This is a genomic window from Actinomyces sp. 565 (assembly GCF_010365615.1).
Taxonomy (GTDB): domain Bacteria; phylum Actinomycetota; class Actinomycetes; order Actinomycetales; family Actinomycetaceae; genus Actinomyces.
This window is the reverse complement of record NZ_PIZD01000013.1, coordinates 26,721-43,874: the sequence shown is the minus strand read 5'-3', so window position 1 is coordinate 43,874 and position 17,154 is coordinate 26,721. Positions and strand designations below refer to the sequence as shown.

Here is a 17,154-nt window from a genome sequence, read left to right as displayed (position 1 = left end):
CAGGCATCAATGACAAGGCCCGGCCCCTGCACCCCAGCTGACAGCACCCACCCGGACCAGCCGCACCCATAGACGCGAAGAGCCGGTTATGACTGTCCGAAGGCGTGCCGTTCTCGGACAGTTGCGGCAGTCAGAGGTCACGACCGGCGTCGGGCAGGTCGGCCGCGGGTGGCGGCACTCACGGCCATGACCAAGGTAACGGTCGCGCCGATCACCTCCATGATCAAAGGCCTGTCCAGCGAGGTGCCCGTGGGTCCCGTTCAGGGGCTCGACCACCCCGGCGCCATCTCACTGGACAACGCACTGACCATTCCGACGGCGTCGCTCGGCCGCGTCGTCGGATACCTCACCGAGGAACAGGAGCACATGCTCGCCCGCGCGATGGTGCTCGCCTTCGACCTGGAGCTGCCGGTGCCCGCCGAGCGGTGATTCGCGACGCCGTTGTCACTCCTCCCCAGCCAGGAGGGCGAGCGTTGATAGCGACCAGTCACAGCCGGACCGATTCGACCGACGCAACCGGGAAGCTCCCGGCGACATCGCGGTACAAAAGTCTGACAAACGATTGCGTGACGTCGGCGGACCGGCGGAGTTAAGCTGCCCAATATAGCGCAGATCACTTCCCCTACCATCTCGACGAGGAGATCCCTATGACGAATCCATCAACCGCAGCCGCGCCCTCCGGCAGGCGCGCCACCCAGGAGGAGATCGACGCCTTCTTCGCGCCGCCGACCAAGCAAGTGGGGCCGTTCTTCATCGTCTCCTACCTGGCCGCCCAGCTCTTCTTCTTCATCGCCCTCATGGGGCCGGCGATCTTGTCCATCCAGACAAAATCCATGGCCATGTTCCCCGACGACAACGCCGCCCAGACGGCTGCAGTCTCGCATATCGCCGGGCTGGGGGCACTGGGCGCAGTCTTCGCCAACGTCATCTTCGGCCAGATCTCCGACCGCACCATGTGGCGCTGGGGCAGGCGCCGCCCCTGGCTGGTGATCGGCATCCTCGGTATGACGGTTGGTCTGGTGATCATGGGCCTGACCAACACCGTACCGGCGGTCGCCGTCGGCTGGCTCATCGCCCAGATCGGCGCCAACGCCGCCCTGGCGCCCTTCGTCGCCGTGCTGTCCGACCAGGTGCCTGAGTTCCAGCGCGCCCGTATCAGCTCCATGATCTCGATCGCTCAGAACCTGGCCATCTTGATCGCCACCTATCTGTCGGGGGCACTTCGAGAGCAGCTGGAAGTACTGTTCATCGCTCCGGCGATCCCGGCCATCCTGTTCATGACCTGGTTCGCCTTCGTGCTGCCGGACAAGCAGCTGACCATCAAGCCACCCCGGCTCGATCTGATCGGTCTAATCAAGACCTTCTGGGTGAATCCCATTGCGTACCCCGACTACGGTCTTGCCTGGGCTGGCCGCTTCCTCATCACCCTGTGCTCCTTCTCTTTCACCACCTACCGCCTGTTCTTCTTGGTACACCGCGTTAACCTCACGGAGGAGCGCGCCACTGATGTAGTCGCCACCTCGGTTTTGATCTATACGATCGCGCTCATGGCGGCGAGCTTCGTCGGCGGGCAACTCTCCGACCGGCTCCACCGCCGCAAGGCCTTCGTCTTCGCCGCCTCCGCACTGTTCGGCCTTGGCACGGTGATGCTGGCACACACCACCACGGTGTCCGGCTTCTACATGGTGGAGGCCGTCATGGGCCTGGCCTACGGCGTCTACATCTCCGTTGACCTCGCCCTGGTGGTGGACGTCCTGCCCAACCCGGACAACGCCGGCAAGGACCTGGGCGTGTTCAACATCGCCAACGCCCTGCCGCAGTCGCTCGCCCCGTACATGGCGCCTCTCTTCCTGGGCATTGGCTCGGCAGAGAAGATGAACTACCCGGCCCTGTGCTACTTCGCCGGCATCTGCGCGATCGTCGGCGGCGTGCTGGCCATCTTCATCAAGAAGGTGAAGTAGGGCATCATCCACGGCTGCCGCCCCGCCGCGGACGGCAGACACTGCGCCCGGTGGCGCCCTCGGCTCAGCAGCCGGGGCGTCACCGGGCGCCTCTGTTCCCCGGCAGGAGTGGACACTCACAGCGCGGCCGCAGGCGGCGCTGGTAGCTTGGCGGCGCTATGACGGCAGCGGACGCCGCGCGGCCGCCGGCACACGGATGGCCACGCAGCGACAGCCCCACGGTAAACCGCCACACCGCCGCCGTCGCAGCACCGCCCACGAGCCACCGCACCCTTAGGAGCCCCTTGTCCGCCCCTCCCGGCACCTTGATTGACCGGCTCTCAGGCGTCACCCGCCGCCTACGCCGCCGTTGGGAACTCGGTTACGGCGCCTGGATCCTGGGGGCGCTGGTCTTCGTCGCCTGGACGGTTCTGGTTCGCGCCGGTTACACCGACCGCCTCGACGCCGCCCTGACGGTGCCCGTGCTGCCGCCGCGCTCGGGCCGGGGGCAGGTGCTCGAGGCGGTCTCCCTGCTCACCCACCCGCTGCTGATCTACACGGCCATCGCCGTGGCCGCCGTCGTCGCCTACCAGCAGCGCATGCGGCGCCTGGCCACCGCCCTAGTCACCTCCCTGCTCGGCCTGCCGCTGCAAGTCGGCATCGCCACCTGGATCGACCACGCCCGCCCCTCCTCCGCCTTCGCCGACTCCCTGTCCTACCGCGGCTTCGCCTACCCGGCCGGGCACGCCGTCGCCATGACCGTAGCCGCCTGGGTCCTGGTCACCCTCACCCGGGCCCGACGGCGCCCCACCTCACAAATCCGCCTGTGGCGGGTGGCGGGGATTCTCGCCGTCGCCGTCACCTGCGCAAGCCAGTGGGCCATGGGCCTGCAATCCATATCCGACCTGGTCGGCGGGGTGCTGCTTGGCGCCACCGTCGCCAACCTCGCCCTGAGCGTGGGCGGTACCGAGGAGATCCTGGCGTCATGGGCGCATATCGGCCTGCCGTCCGCCACCGTGGACAAGCGCGCCGCCATCGTCTACAACCCCACCAAGTTCGATGACCTGTCCCTACTGCGTCGGCGCGTGGAGTCCGAGGTGCTGGCCGCCGGCTGGCAGCCCACCCTCTGGCTGGAGACCGCCCCCGACGACGCCGGCCACGAGCAGACCCGCCGCGCCCTGGCCGCCGGCGTCGACCTGGTGCTGGCCGCGGGCGGAGACGGCACCGTGCGCGCCGTATCCAGCGAACTCGCGGGCAGCGGGGTCCCCATGGCGCTGCTGCCCACCGGCACCGGCAACCTGCTGGCCCGCAACCTGCAGGTACCGCTCGACACCGACGCCGCACTGCGCCTGGCCCTGTCCGGCACCGCTCGCGCCATAGACGTCGTGCGCTGCACCTGGGACGGCGGCACCGAGCGCTTCGTGGTCATGGCCGGCCTCGGCCTGGACGCCCGCATCATGGCGGACACCAGCGACGACCTGAAGAGGGTGATCCGCTCCGGCGCCTACGTGGTGGCCGCCGTGCAGAACGCCGTACCGCACCCCTTCGCCGTCGACGTGGCGCTCGACGACGCCCCCGGGCACGCGGACGCCCCCGGCACGCCTGCCGAGCACCGGGTGGTCATGGCGCTGCTGGGCAACGTCGGCACGATCACCGGCGGCATGACGATCTTCCCGCAGGCCGTCCCCGACGACGGCCGCGTGGACCTGCTGCTCACCGGCCCCAACCGGATCACCGACTGGGCCAAGGTCGGCGCGGGCCTGCTGATCGGCCAGGACGTGGACGGCGTCAGCCACCACCAGGCCCGCCGCCTGACCCTGACCACACCTGAGCCGGTTCCCTTCGAGCTCGACGGCGACCCCGTGGGCCGCACCCGGAGACTGGTGGCCGAGGTCGAGCCCGGTGCCCTACGCGTCGTCGTCCCGCCCACCACCACCGCCCCTCGCCGAGACCGGCACAAGTAACGCACCGAGACCGGCACAAGTAACGCACCGAGACCGGCACCAATGACGCCTCCGCGTTTCACGACCCCCGGGTACACTCCACGACCCCAGGACGGTCGTGCAATGTACCCCAAGGTCGTGGACTGCGAAGCCGCAATCCCATACGCGCCCACCACCACCCCATACCGCCAAGGCAGAGGCACTCATCTAGACTGGGGCGATCCGCCGTCGACCACAGGCAGGAGCCCCATGCGTTCACGACTCACCGTCGCACTGGGCCGTACGGCCCGCACCCTGGCCCGTCTACGCGGAGGCGGCTCCGGCGGCACCGCCTTCCCCGGCCTGGTCATGGAGCGCACCGACCCCGGCTTCCTCGCCCGCACCCTGGACCGGCTGCCACACGGGGTGGTGCTGGTCTCCGGCACGAACGGCAAGACCACCACCACCAAGATGGTGGTGCAGCTGCTGCGCGACCAGGGCCTGAAGGTCTTCACCAACCGCACCGGCTCCAACTTCGTGCGCGGCGTGCTGGCGGCCCTGCTCACCGAGGTCGACGCCGCCGGCCACCTGGACGCCGACGTCGCCGTCCTGGAGCTCGACGAGGCGCACGCCGTCCACTTCGTCCGCGCCGTTAAGCCGCGGGCCGCCCTCGTGCTCAACGTCATGCGCGACCAGCTGGACCGCTTCGGCGAGATCGACTACACGGCCTCCCTGCTGCGCAAGGCCGCCCTGGCCACGCGCGACGTCGTGGTGGTCAACGCCGACGACCCGCGCCTGAACGGCGAGCGCTTCCTGGAGGGCGTGTCCGCCCGCACCGCCGCCTTCGGGGTCGGCCCCGCCCTGCGCTCGGTGTTCCTGTCCGACGACGACCTGCGCACCGAGCAGGCTGCCGCCCCCGCCGACGGCGAACCCGACGACGGCGGCGTGCCCGAGTCCGCCTCCGCGCCCGGGACGCTCGCCGACGACGCAGCCGAGCCCGCTGCCGACCAGGACGCCCCCGGCTCCCCCTGCCCGGCCCCGCGCGTGCGCCTGATGGCGCTGGCCGGCAACGAGGCCACCATTGAGGTTGACGGCGCCGAGCACCGGGTCTCCTTCGCCATCCCGGGCATCCACAACGTCCTCAACGCCTGCGCCGCCCTCGCCCTGGTGCTCGAGGTGCTCGGCGACCGGGCCGACCTGCCCCGCCTGCTGACGACCCTGTCCGAGATCCGCCCCGCCTTCGGCCGGGGCGAGGTCATCACCCTGGACGGTCGCCCGGTGCAGCTGTCCCTGGTGAAGAACCCGGCCGGCTTCCGCATGAGCCTGCTCTCCGCACCCACCGCCCAGGCCGACGCCACCAGTCGGACGGATACCGTGGACGCCGGCCCCGGCAGCCCGTCCTCCCCCACGTCCGCCGACGAGCTGATCATGATCGCCATCAACGATGAGTACGCCGACGGCCGTGACATGTCCTGGCTGTGGGACGTGGACTTCACCTCCCTCAAGCGGGCCGGGGTCGCCGTCGTCACCGGGGTGCGCGCATGGGACATGGCGCTGCGGCTGCGCTACGACGAGGTACCCGTAGGCGTCGTCGAACCGGATCTGGCGGCCGCCCTGGATGCCCTGCGTGAGCGGGCCGCCGCGGAGGACCGCCCCATGCGCGTCTACACCAGCTACACCGCCATGCTGGCGCTGCGCGCCCGCCTCGGGCAGCTGACCGAAGTCGAGGAGGTCATGAAGTGAGCACCGCCCCCACCACCTACCCCCATGCCGGCAACGGCCCCGCCCGCGGCCGCATCCGCGTGCTGCAGCTGTACCCGCGGGATATGAACATCTACGGGGACTGGGGGAACCTGCTCACCCTGGCCCGCCGCGGTCAGTGGCACGGCTACGACGTCGAGCGCTTCGCATACAACCCCGGTGACGAGCTGCCGCAGGAGGTGGACCTGGTGCTGGGCGGCGGCGGCCAGGACTCCGGGCAGGAGCGCATCAAGGAGGACCTGGTCCAGATCGGCCCGCGCCTGCGTCAATGGGCGGACGACGGCGTACCCATGCTGGTCATCTGCGGCCTGTACCAGCTGTTCGGGCATCGCTTCGTCACCGGTGAGGGCTCCGAAATCCCCGGGATCGGGCTGCTGGATGCGCAGACGGTGGCCGGGCCGGGGCGACTGATCGGCAACATCGTGCTGGACTCCCCCGAATTCGGCCGGGTGGTCGGCTATGAGAACCACTCCGGGCTGACCACGCTCGGCCCCCGCGCCGAACCCCTGGGCACGGTACGCTCCGGCGCCGGCAACAACGGCAAGGACGGCGCGGAGGGCGCCCGGTTCAAGCACGTGATCGGAACCTACCTGCACGGTCCGCTCCTGCCGAAGAACCCCGCGGTGGCCGACTGGCTGCTGCAGCGCGCGGTGGAACTGCGCGGTGGCACCTGGGATCCGCTGCCCATCGACGACGCCGACGCCCGCCGCGCCAGCAACGTCGCCGCCGCCCGGCCGAGGTGACGTGCCGTGGCCACACCTGAGTTCATTATCGAGCTGCGCAAGAAGATCGGGCACGAGCAGCTGTGGCTGCCCGGCGTCAGCGTGGTGGTGGTGGCCCCGGATGGGCGGCTGCTGCTGGGGCGGCGCTCCGACAACGGCGCCTGGGCGGTGGTCTCCGGCATCCCCGAGCCCGGCGAGCAGCCCGCTGCCGCGGCCCGGCGCGAGTGCCTGGAGGAGACCGGCGTCGACCCCGATATCGTCGGGGTGGCCGGGGTGGCCACCGGGGAGCCGCATGTGTTTGCCAACGGCGACCGCTGCGTGTTCATGGACGTCACCTTCGTCGCCCGGGCGGATGCCGCCGCGGTGGCCGGGGCGCATGTGGCCGACGAGGAGTCGACGGCGGTGGGCTGGTTCGCGCCGGACGCGCTGCCGACCCCGCTGGTCGCCTCCACCCCGGGGCGGATCGACGCCGCCCTGGCGTGGCTGGCCGACCCGTCCGCGGGTGCACGCTTTCAGTGACGGGCGCTGCGGCGCACCCACCTGAGCATCAGATATGGCGCTGCCCACTTGAATTTCCGCTGATGCTTACCGCAGCCTATCTTTATCCCGGCGGGTGGGCGCCAGTGCCTGCTCGACACCTAACTGACCCGCACCGTGAGCGTCACCAGGACCAAGGAGTCAGACATGGCCGCATCCACCACGGCCAGCACAACATCATCTCGGCCCGCCGCCGTCCCCCTGGCCACCCTGCCTCGCGGCACGCGCGCCCGCATCACCGCCGTATCCGCCGATCGCGGGGAAGCACTGTCCCGGCGCCTGGCCGACCTCGGCTTCGAGCCCGGACGCATGATCGAGGTGGGCCGCCGCGCACCGCTGGGCGATCCGACCGTCTACCACGTGGCGGACTATGAGATCAGCCTGCGCCACCAGGACGCCGCCCTGGTATCCGTTGCGGTTGTGGCACCCGCCCGGGCAGCATCCGCCTCACCTGACTCGGCCCCGCCGGTGGCCGCCGTACCGGAGGCCGCAGTATGAGCACCACCGTCCAGACCGGCACCGCCGCGGGCAGGACGACGATCGCCGTCGGCGCCCCCGCAGAAATGCCCGCCTGCCACGAGCCCTCCTGCCACGACGGCTGCACCGCCCACGGTTCCGCGTCCTCCGCCCCGGCCAACGCCGCCGCCCGCATTGCCCTGGCGGGCGCCCCCAACGCGGGCAAGACCTCCATCTACAACACGCTCACCGGCCTGCGCGCCAAGACCGGCAACTATCCGGGTGTCACGGTCTCCCGCTCACTGGGCGCCCTGGAGCTCTCCGCCGCCGAGACCGGCGCCGACCCGCTCACCCTTGCCCTGGAGGACCTGCCGGGCGCCTACTCATTGGAGCCCATCAGCCCCGACGAGCGGGTCGTCCACGACGTCCTGACCGGCCACTGCGACGGCGTCACCCAGCCCGATGCGCTGCTGGTGGTCGTAGACGCCACCACCCTGTCCCGCTCCCTGGGCTTCGTCGCCCAGGCCCTGGCCCTGGGCCTGCCCACCGCCATCGCAGTCACCATGACCGACGAGCTGACCCGCCGCGGCGGCAGGCTCGACGTCGAGGCCCTGGGCGCGGCGCTCGGCGTGCCCGCGGTGCGGGTCATCGGCAACCGGGCCACCGGCATCCCGCAGCTGCGCCGCACACTCGCCTCCTGGCGCGACTGGTCGCGCGCGCCCATCGCGCCTCCGACCAGCGGTCCGGAGCGCACCTCCTGGGTGGAATCGATCCTCGCCGCCGCCGACTACACCGCCCCCATGCCCGACTCGCGCACCGCCGCCGTCGACCGGGTGCTGCTGCACCCGCTGTGGGGCACGCTGGTGTTCTTCGCGGTCATGTTCACTTTCTTCCAGGCGATCTTCACCTGGGCCGCCCCCTTCCAGGACGCCATTGAGACCGGCTTCGGGGCACTGGGTGACGCCGTCCACACCTGGCTGGACGGCCCCGCACCGCTGCTGGCGGGGCTGCTGGCCGACGGCGTGATCGGCGGCGTCGGTGGAGTGCTGGTGTTCCTGCCGCAGATCGCCATCATGTTCCTGCTGATCGCCCTGATGGAGGGCGTGGGCTACATGTCGCGCGCGGCCTTCCTCATGGACCGGGTGATGAGCCGGGCGGGGTTGGAGGGGCGTGCCTTCGTGGCCCTGCTGTCTTCGCTGGCCTGCGCCATCCCCGGCATCATGGCCACGCGCACGCTGCCCAGCGCCAAGGACCGCCTGGCCACCATGCTGGCGGCGCCGCTGATGACCTGCTCGGCGCGCCTGCCCGTCTACATCATCATGATCTCCCTGCTGGTCGGCCCCGAGCAGCGCATCGGCCCCTTCGGGGCGGCGGGCACGATCATGTTCGGCCTGTACCTGGCCGGGGCGGTGGCCGCCATGCTGGCCGCGCGGGTGGTCAAGCGCCTGACCGACCGCGGCGGCGTGCTGTTGCCCTTCTACATGGAGATGCCGCCCTACCGGCTGCCGCGCGCCCGCACCGTGGCCCTGATGGTGTGGGACGCCTGCAAGGGCTTCCTGAAGAAGGCGGGCACCATCATCCTCGCGGCCACTATCCTGGTGTGGGTGGGGCTGAACGTGCCCGCCCGCTCGGAGGCGGAGTTCACCGCCCACTGTGAAGCCAGCGCCGAGTGCGCGGCCATCGCCGCCGCCGTGGCCAACCCCTCCTCCTCCACGGTGCTGGACGACGACGGCGCGGTCGTAACCGACCCCGAGGAGCTGCAGGCGCTGCTGGACGCCCAGCGCACCAGCTACACCATGGACTCCTCGCTGGCAGCCTCCATCGGCAAGGCGATCGCGCCGGTGTTCGAGCCGCTGGGCTTCGACTGGCGGATCAATGTGGCGGTCATGTCCTCCCTGGTGGCCCGGGAGACGGCGGTGGCCACGCTCGGGCAGATCGCCGCCGCCGGGGACCCGGAGGATCCTGGCGCGCAGCTGGCGGCCATGACCTACTCCGAGGACACGCTGGTGGCCCGAGCCGGCGAGCCCCTGTTCAACCCGGCGACGGTCGCGGCGCTGCTGGCGTTCTTCGTCTTCGCCATGCAGTGCATGGCCACCGCCGGGGCGATACGCCGCGAGACCGGCACCTGGAAGTGGTCGGCGATCGCCTACGGCTACCTGTTCGTGCTGGCCTGGGTCGCCGGGGCCGCCGCCCACGCCGTCGTCGCCGCCCTGACCTGACCGCCTCCCCCTCCACCACCGAGACCGGCACTTGTAACACGCCGAAACCGGCACATATGACGTCGTCCCACCGAGAGGAGCCGCTATGGGCGTTGTCCCCACGCATCCCGTGGTGACCCCGGACCCGGCGCCTCCGGCCCCGCCCCACCCCGCCCCCTCACCGAGATCGGTAGAAGTTACGTACTGAGAGCGGTAGAAGTTACATGCCGAGACCGGTTCGGCGGGCGCTGCCATGCCGTGTGCATCCGCCGCACCGCAACTGCCCGGACCCATCCTTTGCCCCTTGTACTCATGACGGTAGCCTGGGTGTCGGAGAGGAGCCTCGAGATGGTTGTAAGGACCGTTCCGATTGTTGATGTTGAGCAGTCGCTCGCGTTGATCGAGAAGGGCCAGCAGCTCGCCGGTCACTTCCCGGATGCCGAAGACATGGGGCGCGCGCGCCGGATCCTGACGGGCGAGCTGTCGCCGGAGGCGGCGCGCGCAGAAGTTCGGGATGCGCTGGCGCGACTTAGCGCGAACGAGTGTGCTACCGGTCGTGGCTGAGGACGACCGTTACACGATCCCTGGTAGCGGAGGAGTACTCCGCAACAAGCTTGGGTTGATCACGCAGCCGGTGTCGATCGGGCGATGAACATCAGCGCCTCGGCGGAGTGGGCGATTTTCCAGCTTGAGCCGATCCCTGATCGGCTCAACCTTGATTATCTTCGCTCGATTCATCGGCGTTTCATGAGCCCGGTGCTGGATTGGGCGGGCGAACTGCGGAAGGTAGGAGACGAGGTTGGGGCGGGCGGTACGCCGTTCCAGTACGCACCATCGGAGTTCTACAAGCCGTATCTTGATGCGTTGTTCGGTCGGCTTGCGGAAGAGGACTATCTGCTAGGTCTTCCAGAGAAGGAGTTTGCTGACAGGCTCGCGGATCGCTGGGGGACGCTGACATTCTGTCATCCGTTCCGCGACGGCAACACCCGCTCACAGAGTGCCTACATCGACCGACTCGCGACACGTGCGGGTCACCCTATCGATTGGCAGCACGTGAACGTGTCCGAACTGCGCGAGGCGCGTCTGTCAGCAGCGTTCCGCGTTGGTGGTGAGCAGATACTGTCGAACTACCTACAAATGCGGCTCTTGCCGCCATCACGCAGCGCCGCCCTGCGCTTTACGGCGGAGTGAGGCCGTATGCGGGGAGACCAGGGCGCAGCGATCCGGCGCGGCAGGATCGTCCAGCCACACACCAAGCCACCGAAAGGAGCCGCCATGGGCGTCGTCCCCACGCATCCCGTGGTGACCCCGGACCCGGACGTGCTGCGTTGGGTGATCCCCGACGGGCTGCTGGGCTTCTCCGGGTCAGTGGCCCGCGCCCCGCGCCTGCTGCAGGCCCTGCTCGACGACGGCACCCTGGCCGGCATTGAGGCGGTGCCCGGGGCGGTGCTCACGCTCCTCGGCGATGGCCACAGTTGGCAGGCCGACGGCGCCCGGGTGCGCACCGCCCTGGTGGACGCGCTCGGCGTACCCGGGTCATGGGAGCCGGCGGCTGGCGCCGTCGGGGTGGGGCCGGACGAGGCCCTGGAGGCGGCGGCCCGGGAGATCGCGGCCGGGCCGGTGGGGGCGATCGCCGCGGCCCACGGCGGCTCCTTCACCGTGCGGGCGGTAGCCGACGGCGTCGTCGAGGTGGCCCTGGAGGGCGCCTGCCGGGACTGCCCGGCGGCCGTGATCACCATGCATGCGCGCTTCGAGCACCTACTGCGACGCCGCTGCCCGTGGCTGGCGGGCGTGCGCGAGGCGCCGAGGTCCGCAAGCTAGCGGGCTCACCCCGCCAAAACCCGCCAACATGCTCTGCTACGAGCTTTTGCACCCTGGTGTACGGCAAATACCCGCACACCAGGGTGCAAAAGCTCGCAATGGATGGGGAAGGCGTGTGCGAGGCGCCCGCTTAATCGTCGCCCTGGCCGCGGGGCGTGCGGGCTGCCGCCAGCAGCAGGCCGACGGCCACCGCCGCCGACGCCCCGATGGGGATGGCCCACCACCAGCCGAAGGAGCCGGTCACCAGGGGATTGTTCATTATCAGCGCCGGTTGCGCCCCGAAGCGGCCGAGCAGAGCCGCCACGGTCGTGCACGCCACCACGCTCAGGCCCAGCGGCGCCGCCAGGGCGCACTGGCCGCGCCTGCCGACGCCGTAGTCCCGCGCCTGCAGGCGCACGGACCGCAGCCGCCCCAGGAAGGTGATCGCCGCGAGCCCCTGGCCGATCACCGCCACCAGGCTCGCCGCAATCGGCAGGGCGAGGGCCTGTCGCGTCAGCTGGCGCCGTTCCGGGGAGTCCGGCTCGATCACGAAGGCGTAGCCGGCCCGGGTGATGACGTCGCTGCGGAAGGCGTCGCGCTGGTCTTCGGGCAGGGAGCCGAATTCCGGCAGGTGGATCGTGCGCCTGTTAGATGGCTCCAGCCCCAGCGCCTCGACCTGCGGGTCGTCGGCGGCGAGCACCACGTCGGGCAGCCACTGGATGTCCAGCAGGCTCGACGCAGACAGCCCCGTCACCTCGGCGGTCTCCTCCACCTGGCCCGTGGCCGGAGTGAAGAAGACGCGCGTCGCCCTGTCTTCGGCACCCCCGCCCAATAACTCGGCTGCCGCCGTGCCGGCCAGCGCGGAGGCGGGCCCATCCTCAGGCGCGAGGGCAATCAGCCCCAGGGCGGTGAAGCACATGGCGTCGGTGCAGTCCGACTCTCCCACCGGGGCCACCCGCGGCTGCCGCTGCTCCTCGCGCAACTCGGTGAATACCAGGGCCGACTCCATGGCCTGCGGGTACGCGGCGGTGAGCACGGCGACGTCCTGGATGGTCAGTCCCTGCACCGTCAGCGTCTGATCCTCTCGCCCATCGGTCCCGTTCGTGAGACCAAAGTGGAGGCTCGCACTGTAGAAGGCGGCGAAGCCGGTGAACATCATGGTTGCCATGAGCACGGGCAGTGCCACTGTGAGGCAGTGGCGCACGGCCGTGCCCGCGGTGGGCGTGCGCCGCAGCCACGGCAGGCTGAGCAGCAGCACCGGGGCCGCCAGCGCCCCCACGATCACACCCAGGATGTGGCCGGTCAGCACGCGGTGGGGCTCGGCGACGCGCAGGTACACGAGCGCCACCGCCGCGACCACGCCAGCGGCGCCCAGCGCCATCCCGTAGGCGGGGCGCAGGTGCCAGGCCGCGCCCCGGGTGTCGGCCGACCAGCGGCGCAGCCGGCCCGGCAGTGCCCCCACCGCGGCGGCGAGCAGCAGCCAGGCCAGGATCAGGCCCCCGCTCTGCCACAGTGCCGGGCGGTAGCCGTCCCAGTACTGCCCCAGCGCGGAGCCGATCGCTGCGTGCCCGAGGCCGAGTGCCACCTGGGCGGCGATGATCCCGAGAACGCTGCCCACAAGCAGCGTCAGCGGCATGCCCGCGCCGGCCAGCACCGCTGCGCGACGTGGCGTCGCCCCCGCGGCCCGCAGCGCCTCGGCGACGCGACCGGCATGGGGCCGATCCGCGGCCAGGGCGGCGCCGCAGGCGGCGCCGGCGCTCAGCAGCAGTAGCGCCAGCAGCACCGGAAACCCGGCCAGTTGCCGGGAGCTTACCTCCTGCACGGTGGAGTTCACGGCATAGTCGACCCCAGCTACCGTTACCGCACCGCTACCACACTGCTTACCCACCCCGATCTGTTCGCACGGGTCGGCGTCACTGAGCCAGGAGAAGATCGCCGCACCGGCATCGCCCCCCATAACCTCACCGGATACCGCGACGGCCGTGAGCTCGTCCGGGGCGGCGGGATTGCGGGTAATGCCTGTAACCGTGTACTCGGCTGTGCCTTCGGGAAGATCCTCCGAAGTCAATTCCAGGCGGTCGCCCACGCTCAGGCCCGTGCGCCGGGCTACCTCAGCGGAGATGGAGGCCTCGCCGTCGGCGCGCGGGTACTCGCCCTCCGCGAGCATGCCGGTGCGGGAGGGGCCGCTCAGCACGGACACCTGCGCATCAGAGGCACCCCGCGGCCCGCTCAGGGCCGCGCTGGCGCGCAGCACCGCCACCGCCTGACCGTCGCCGGCCAGCGTGTGCATGCGCGCGGACAGCTCGTCGCTGTCGCCGCTGACCTGGTAGCGGTAGCCGCCGAATTCGGCGCGCGCCCCGGCCTCCGCCGTGGCCAGGAACGTGGCCCTGCCGCACAGCAGCAGAGCACCGAACAGAGCCAGCACGCCGGACAGCAGCAGTGCCGCGGTGAACAGTCCCGGACGCGCACGTACCGACCCGGTGATCACCCTCAACTGCAGGCGGGTCACCGCTGGGCACCGCCCGCCGTGGACGGCTCGGCCACGAGGTCGTGGTCGTGGATGCGCAGCACCACGTCGGCGTATCCGGCCACCACCGGGTCATGCGTGGCCACCAGCACCAGCAGGCCGTCATCGTGGGCCAGTTCGGCGAAGCGCTGGGCGATCTCCCGGGTGGCCTGCTCGTCGACCGCGCCGGTCGGCTCGTCGGCGAGCAGGACCTGCGGGGCGGTGGCCAGTGCGCGGGCGATGGCCACTCGCTGCTGCTCGCCGCCCGAGAGGCTGCCCACTGCGGCGTTGGCCTGCCCGGCCAGGCCCAGTCTGCCCAGCAGTGCGGCGGCGTCGGGGAAGGTACCGACGCCGCCACCCGCGGAGGCGAACTCCTGGGCCAGCTTCACGTTCTCGACCGCGGTCAGATACGGGACCAGCCGGTAGTCCTGGTAGACCTGGGACACGCGCCGGGCACCGCCGGTGCCCGTCAGCTCGATCGTTCCCGAATTCGGCTTGAGGTCGCCGGTGATCAGGCGGAAGAGGGTGGTCTTGCCCGAACCCGAAGGGCCCATCACCGCATGCAGCCGCCCGGCCACTAGTCGACAGGTGACGCCCCGGTAGATGATGCGCTCGCGTGTGCCGCCGTAGGCGAAGCCCACGCGGTCGAGAATGGCATTTTGACACTCAGACATCGCGTCACGGTTCAAATTACCGTCGCGCCTGATCAACACGCGCACTGCGAGGCCACACTGGGCTGTTGGGATTTGTCATGAAGTAGGGGGTCCTGTAGGTTACGTAGGTCCTCGTAAACCACGATGAATGAAAATCCGGCCCATTAGAGAGATCAAGAGTCACCCGCGCCTTCGTGTCACTTCCCAAGTAAGAGCAGTAACCAGCGGCACGGGTTGACCCAACGGTGGTTTCCAGCCAGGCAGCACAGTTCCCAGACAACGCTCCTGCACTCGGAACAACTGCGGCAAACCCGCCTACAGTCAACAACCCTGCCAACGCGACTGAGAGCACACCTCGCAAAGCTGGACTTGACTTCACCATGGCAATCAACCTCTTTCAACTGACCCCACAAAGGTCAAGGACTAGTCAGTGAGACAAGCTCCGTTGTCAACGGAGCTAAGATAAGTGTAACCCCCGCCACAGACGGTATTCAACATTTGCATACAACGATGACATAACGATCAGGGTCGGTCGCTCCTAACCAGCTTTTGCCAAGACCCCTTACGCCCCGCGCAGCATCAGCAGCAACGGTGTACTCAGCCGCCTGCGCCCGGTCGTCCCGGACGCGCGGGCGCGCTCAGCAGTGCCTTCACGTCCTCGGGGTAGGGGAAGGAGCCGGGCTGGTAGGCGCACAGGGGCTCCTCCGCGTGCAGATCCCCGGTGGTGTTGAAGGCCCGCGCCCGCGAGCCGCCGCACACGCGGTTGTACTCGCACGCCCCGCACTTTCCCTTGAGCCGGGAGGTGTCCCGCACCCCGGTGAAGACCTCGCTGTTGCGGTAGATCTCCGTCAGGGAGGCCTCGCGCACGTTGCCGGCGCTCTTCTCCAGGAAGCCGGAGGGGGTGACGTCGCCGATGTGGGAGATGAACATGAAGCCGTTGCCGCTGGAGACGGTGATCGGGGGCCGACGCCGCCGCTCCCCGTGGTCCAGCCCCAGCTCCACGATCCGCTCCCGCAGGCTGCGGTACAGCGGCCCCAGGTGCATGGCGGCGATCATGTCCTCGCCCTCGATGCCCCGCTGCGCCAGCGCGTAGCGCTGCAGGGAGACGCGCCGGAAGTGGTGCCCCTCGGTGGTCTTGGCGGGCACCGCCTCGCCCATGTCGTAGAAGATGTTGAGCACGTCCTCGATCTCGGCGGCGTCCAGGCTGCCCAAGTCCACCCCGCGGCCCGTGGGCACCAGCAGGAACCCGGACCAGGTCATCGCCCCGTACTCGCGCACGAGTGCGGCGATGTCGGGTAGCTCGTGGACGTTGTGGCGGGCGACGACGGAGTTGATCTGCACCTTCATGCCCAGCTCGCGGGCCGCCCGCCAGCCGGCGACGGTGCGGTCGAAGGTGCGCTCCACGCCCCGGAAGGCGTCGTGGGTGGCGGCGGTGGCGCCGTCGAGCGACAGGGAGATCACGCCCACACCCGCGTCCTGGATGCGGGCGAGGGAGTCCTTGTTCAGCTTGTCCGTGCCCGACGGCGACACCGCCATGTGCAGGCCCAGGCTCGTGCCGTAGGCGACCAGCTCGGCCAGGTCGGGGCGCTCGAAGCAGTCCCCGCCGGTGATGATGAAGATGACCGCCGGCTTGCCGAAGGACGCGGCCTCGTCCATCAGTGCCTTCGCCTCTGCGGTGGTCAGCTCCCGGGGGTCGCGCAGGGGCCGGGAGACGGCCCGGCAGTGGCGGCAGGCCAACTGGCAGGCACGCGTGGACTCCCAGGTCACCAGCATGGGGCGCTGCGCCGGGTCGTGGCGCTGCATGCGCACCGGCCGCGCGGTGCGGGGGTGCGTGGCGGTGCTCATGCGCGGGGCTGACGCTCGGCCCACTCGTGGGGGCTGACGCGGCAGCCGGTGTAGAAGGGGGTGTCCACGCGCACGTGCAGGCGGGCCTCCGTGTAGCGCTGGTGGTGGATGACGCCCTCCAGGCGGTCCAGGGTGTCCGCCTCGAAGCCGAGCACCCACTCGTAGTCGCTCATGCCGAAGGCGGCGAGCGTGGAGCCCTTGACATCGGGGTACTTGGAGAAGCCGTTGCGGCCGTGGGCGGCCATGATCCGCGAGCGCTCCTCGGGCTCCAGCAGGTACCAGTCGTAGCTGCGCACGAAGGGGTAGACCATGCACCAGTCGCGCGGCGCCACGCCGCCGAAGCAGGCGGGGATGTGCTTGCGGTTGAACTCGGCGGGCGTGTGCAGGCCCATGCAGGACCACACCGGCTCCAGGTAGCGTCCCAGGGCGCTGGCACGCAGGCGGTGGTTGGCGTCCTGCAGCTTCTCCGGGTCGTCGTCGAGCCACCAGACCATCAGGTCCGCATCGGAGCGGAAGCCGGACACGTCGTACCAGCCGCGCGTGGTCACATCGGAGACGTCGATGAAGTGGGTGGACTCCCCTACCAGCCGACGGCGCGTGTCCTCCAGCGGCGGCAGCGGCGCCGTCAGGCGGTAGACGGCAAACAGGGCGTAGTGGTTGTTTTCATTGACGGCGTCGAAGTCGACCTCGGCGGCGTCGCGGGGGTCGCGGTGGGGGCGGCGCTCCTCGTCGTCGAAGCGGTGCAGGCGGGGGGCGCCCTGGCCCGAGTCGGCGTCGGGGTGGGCGCTGTCGTGCTCGCTCATGGGGAATCTCC

General features: G+C 70.2%; 15 protein-coding genes. 11 read left to right on the top strand and 4 right to left on the bottom strand.

Annotated features, from left to right (window positions below; translation table 11 throughout):
* Positions 1-186: 186 nt before the first annotated feature.
* From GZ997_RS02905 to GZ997_RS02855, 11 genes are all read left to right on the top strand, one after another.
* Positions 187-429, top strand: a complete 243-nt coding sequence (locus GZ997_RS02905) for a type II toxin-antitoxin system PemK/MazF family toxin (RefSeq protein WP_162678783.1) — start codon at positions 187-189, stop codon at positions 427-429.
* Positions 430-647: 218 nt separating this feature from the next.
* Positions 648-1,961, top strand: a complete 1,314-nt coding sequence (locus GZ997_RS02900; protein WP_162678782.1) for an MFS transporter — start codon at positions 648-650, stop codon at positions 1,959-1,961.
* A 284-nt stretch (positions 1,962-2,245) separates the two neighbouring features.
* A complete protein-coding gene (locus GZ997_RS02895; RefSeq protein WP_238994210.1) occupies positions 2,246-3,904 on the top strand; it encodes a diacylglycerol kinase family protein in 1,659 nt (552 codons plus the stop codon).
* A 228-nt stretch (positions 3,905-4,132) separates the two neighbouring features.
* Positions 4,133-5,605: a Mur ligase family protein gene (locus GZ997_RS02890; RefSeq protein ID WP_162678781.1), complete on the top strand. Its 1,473-nt coding sequence runs from the start codon at positions 4,133-4,135 to the stop codon at positions 5,603-5,605.
* Positions 5,602-6,366, top strand: a complete 765-nt coding sequence (locus GZ997_RS02885) for a glutamine amidotransferase (protein ID WP_343212250.1) — start codon at positions 5,602-5,604, stop codon at positions 6,364-6,366. The genes GZ997_RS02890 and GZ997_RS02885 overlap by 4 nt, the downstream gene beginning before the upstream one ends.
* A 6-nt stretch (positions 6,367-6,372) precedes the next feature.
* On the top strand, positions 6,373-6,864 hold the full coding sequence (locus GZ997_RS02880; RefSeq protein WP_161925111.1) for an NUDIX domain-containing protein: 492 nt from the start codon (positions 6,373-6,375) through the stop codon (positions 6,862-6,864).
* Between the two features lie 165 nt (positions 6,865-7,029).
* Complete coding sequence (locus GZ997_RS02875) at positions 7,030-7,380, top strand: FeoA family protein (RefSeq protein WP_162678780.1); 351 nt, start codon at positions 7,030-7,032, stop codon at positions 7,378-7,380.
* A 65-nt stretch (positions 7,381-7,445) separates the two neighbouring features.
* On the top strand, positions 7,446-9,557 hold the full coding sequence (locus GZ997_RS02870; RefSeq protein WP_203233937.1) for a ferrous iron transporter B: 2,112 nt from the start codon (positions 7,446-7,448) through the stop codon (positions 9,555-9,557).
* A gap of 327 nt (positions 9,558-9,884) precedes the next feature.
* A complete protein-coding gene (locus GZ997_RS02865; protein WP_103061790.1) occupies positions 9,885-10,100 on the top strand; it encodes a hypothetical protein in 216 nt (71 codons plus the stop codon).
* A gap of 84 nt (positions 10,101-10,184) precedes the next feature.
* Positions 10,185-10,727, top strand: coding sequence for a Fic family protein (locus tag GZ997_RS02860; RefSeq protein WP_162678778.1), 543 nt, complete (start codon positions 10,185-10,187; stop codon positions 10,725-10,727).
* Between the two features lie 84 nt (positions 10,728-10,811).
* Positions 10,812-11,357, top strand: a complete 546-nt coding sequence (locus GZ997_RS02855; RefSeq protein WP_161925115.1) for a NifU family protein — start codon at positions 10,812-10,814, stop codon at positions 11,355-11,357.
* Positions 11,358-11,487: 130 nt separating this feature from the next.
* Here GZ997_RS02855 and GZ997_RS02850 read toward each other — a convergent pair whose 3' ends face one another.
* The 4 genes from GZ997_RS02850 to hemQ form a co-directional block, all read right to left on the bottom strand.
* Complete coding sequence (locus GZ997_RS02850) at positions 11,488-13,845, bottom strand: hypothetical protein (protein WP_162678777.1); 2,358 nt, start codon at positions 13,843-13,845, stop codon at positions 11,488-11,490.
* Positions 13,842-14,516: an ATP-binding cassette domain-containing protein gene (locus tag GZ997_RS02845; protein ID WP_162678776.1), complete on the bottom strand. Its 675-nt coding sequence runs from the start codon at positions 14,514-14,516 to the stop codon at positions 13,842-13,844. The genes GZ997_RS02850 and GZ997_RS02845 overlap by 4 nt, the downstream gene beginning before the upstream one ends.
* Positions 14,517-15,092: 576 nt before the next feature.
* Positions 15,093-16,340 carry a TIGR04053 family radical SAM/SPASM domain-containing protein gene (locus GZ997_RS02840; protein ID WP_238994209.1) on the bottom strand — a complete coding sequence of 416 codons (1,248 nt, stop codon included), beginning with the start codon at positions 16,338-16,340 and terminating at the stop codon, positions 15,093-15,095.
* Entirely contained in the window at positions 16,337-17,143 is an 807-nt protein-coding gene (hemQ, locus tag GZ997_RS02835) for a hydrogen peroxide-dependent heme synthase (protein ID WP_162678775.1), read from the bottom strand. Before hemQ ends, GZ997_RS02840 begins: the two co-directional genes overlap by 4 nt.
* Positions 17,144-17,154 lie beyond the last annotated feature (11 nt).